The 2,654-nt window shown below is 73.4% G+C and carries 3 protein-coding genes; all 3 read right to left on the minus strand.

All coding sequences use genetic code 11. The features are described 5' to 3' along the window. Positions 1-150 precede the first annotated feature (150 nt). The 3 genes from KBX53_RS29030 to KBX53_RS29040 all read right to left on the minus strand — a co-directional run bounded on the left by KBX53_RS29030 (position 151) and on the right by KBX53_RS29040 (position 2,562). The gene (locus KBX53_RS29030; RefSeq protein WP_210862780.1) at positions 151-987 is read right to left on the minus strand and encodes a ComEA family DNA-binding protein; all 837 of its coding nucleotides are present in this window, start codon (positions 985-987) and stop codon (positions 151-153) included. Positions 988-1,172: 185 nt separating this feature from the next. Next, entirely contained in the window at positions 1,173-1,547 is a 375-nt protein-coding gene (locus KBX53_RS29035) for a VOC family protein (RefSeq protein WP_030336519.1), read from the minus strand. Between the two features lie 241 nt (positions 1,548-1,788). Then, the gene (locus KBX53_RS29040; protein ID WP_210862782.1) at positions 1,789-2,562 is read right to left on the minus strand and encodes an SDR family NAD(P)-dependent oxidoreductase; all 774 of its coding nucleotides are present in this window, start codon (positions 2,560-2,562) and stop codon (positions 1,789-1,791) included. Positions 2,563-2,654 lie beyond the last annotated feature (92 nt).

Here is a 2,654-nt window from a genome sequence, read left to right on the forward strand (position 1 = left end):
CGGTGAGCCAGGCCGCCACGGCGAGCCCCGCCAGTCGCAGGTCCGGCGGCTCGGATCCGGCCCGACCAGCCGGGGGCGCGGTCTGCGACTGCTCGACCGGAGGGCCGGGCTGGGCGATGCGAGGCGGCGGTGGACCAGCGGCGGGCCCGCTCACACCGTCACCAGATCCTTGAGCTGCTCGTAACGGGCATCGCCGATCCCGTCGACCTGGCGTAGGTCGCCGACGGACGTGAACCCGCCGTGCTGATCCCGGTGGGTGAGGATGCGTTGGGCGAGCACCGGACCCACCCCGGGCAGTGCGTCGAGCTGCGCCAGCGTCGCGGTGTTGAGATTCAGCGGCCCGACGGCGGATGCCGCACCGCCCGCCGCCGGCCCGGCCGCGCCGCCCGGCACCGGCGGTGGTGTCACCCCGACCACGATCAGCTCACCGTCGGTGACCTTGCGGGCGGGGTTGAGCAGCGCCACGTCCACCCCGGGCAAGGCGCCCCCGGCCGCCTGCACCGCGTCAGCGAGACGGGACCCGGCCGGTAGACGTACCAGACCGGGCTTGCGGACCTTGCCCGCGACCGCCACCACCACCTCGCCGGAGCTGGACACGCTGGGGCCACCCGACGGTGCAGCCGACGCGGCGTCGCTGAGCAAAGGGGCGACCGGTTCCGACTGTGGCCGGGCCTGCCAGGCCCAACCTGCCGCAGCCAGGACCACCACCACGGCGACCACCGCCAACGCCCGCACACCGCGTCGCCCGGGGTCGAACGCCCCCGGGCCGGGCAACCGCGACCCGGGTGGGAGCGCGAGGCCGCCCGACGCCGGCTCCGCGACCGGCGCGGCAGGCTGGAAAGGCAGCCCGTCCGCAGGCAGCGCGCCGACCAGAGACGACGGGGGTACGCCCGTGAGCGGCGCCGCCGGCCGGGGCGACGGCGCGACAGCCGCCTCCGTCAGCCGGCGCAGGCGCTGGCGTACCTCTGTCTCCTCGTCGTGCGACACAGCGCGACGCTATGGCGGCGGCCGGGACGGTAGAGGGTGACGACGGCATCCTGTGGACAACCACCCCCACTGTGGACAACGCCCTGATCATGCCCCGATCTGCTATGGCGGAGCCGAATCGCCGCGCGTGGCCTGGGTAACCGGGCTCCAGACCACGCGCATGCTGAGGGTGACGCCGTCGCCCCCTACAGGTACGGCCGGGTGATGATCTCGATGGCGTGGCCGGCCGGGTCGAAGAAGTAGAAGCCCCGCCCACCGTGCTCGGTGTTGGTCTCCCCCTCCCGCTTCAGCTGCGGGTCGGCCCAGTACGTGATGCCACGCCCCTCGACGAACGCCAGGCACCGCACGAACACCTCGTCGTCGACGAGGAACGCGTAGTGCTGCATCTGGATGTCCACCGGCGGCTCGGCGAACTGGAGCAGTACGCCGTCGTCCAACCGCACGTTGGCGAACGGCCCCCACGAGGGGGCCTCCGGCAGGTCGAACAGCTCGCGGTAGAACGCGGCCGAGGCGCTCTTGTCCTTGCTCGCGATGATGGTGTGGTTGAACGTGACTGTCATGCGTACGGTCTTCTTTCCGGTCGATCCGATGACCCGACCGCAGGCCCACAGCGTTCACCCAGCCACGCAGATGACGAAGCCCCGGGGGCACCGACGCCCCGGATCCCGCACGAGAGACGCGGACGACGCGTCGATCTCGGCGTGGTGGCTGAAGTAGCCAGAACCTCCGGGGGGTAGGCCCATCTGGGGCGCGCACGGAGGCTAACACAGCGGCGCGGAGCAGCTGCCCCCCGAGAACCTGTCAGCGGGCCTCCGGGTCGAGGCCGAGCACGGCCCGTCCCCCGTCCACCGGCAGTGTCACCCCGTTGATGAAGCTCGCCGCGGGTGACAGTAGGTACGCGACCGCCTCGGCCACCTCGTCGGTACGCCCGATCCGGCCCACCGGGTGCAGCCGGTTCAGCTCGGTGGTGATCCACTCAGCCTGGGACGGCTCCTGAGCGGCCAGGAACTCTGCGTGCCGTTCGGTGGCGATCGAGCCGAGCGCTACCGCGTTGGCGCGGATGCCGTGCCGTCCGTACTCGACGGCCAGCGCCCGGGTCAGCCCCTCCACGGCGGCCTTCGCCGTCGCGTACGGCAGCGCACCGGGCACCGGTCGGCGGGCCTGGTGCGACGAGACGTTGACGATCGCGCCGCCGCTGGCGTGGGCCAGGAAGTGGCGGACGGCGACCGCGGCGCCCACCACCGCCGGGCGCAGGTTCACGGTGATCAGGTCCAGCACCGTGTCGGCCGACGCGGAGTGCAGCGCGGCGTCGCGGACCACCGCCGCGTTGTTCACCCAGCCGGTCAGCGGCGCGGCCCGGTCCGCCAGCTCGACGGCGCGTTCGGCCACCTGCTCGTCGGCGGCGTCGCCGAGAACCGCGACGAGCCGATCGGCGGCCGGGTGGCCGGCCAACCAGTCCACAGCCTCGGCGTCGCGTTCCAGGACGACGACGGTGGCACCGGTGGCCACCAGCCGTTGCACCACAGCCCGGCCGACACCGCGCCCACCCCCGGTCACCACGTACGACGTGGGCACTGCTCAGCCCTGCGGGCGGCGGTGGACGACCACGCAGGCCAGCCCTGGCCCGGCGTGCGCCGCGATGACGGCACCCGCCTCGGAGACGTAGG

Origin of the sequence: Micromonospora sp. M51 (assembly GCF_018070305.1) — a bacterium.
In the GTDB taxonomy this organism is placed as follows: Bacteria; Actinomycetota; Actinomycetes; order Mycobacteriales; family Micromonosporaceae; genus Micromonospora; species Micromonospora parva.

What these genes read in the sequence shown, in the direction of transcription:
- KBX53_RS29035 (WP_030336519.1), bottom strand. Translation starts at nt 1,547, where the DNA reads ATGACAGTCACGTTCAACCACACCATCATCGCGAGCAAGGACAAGAGC.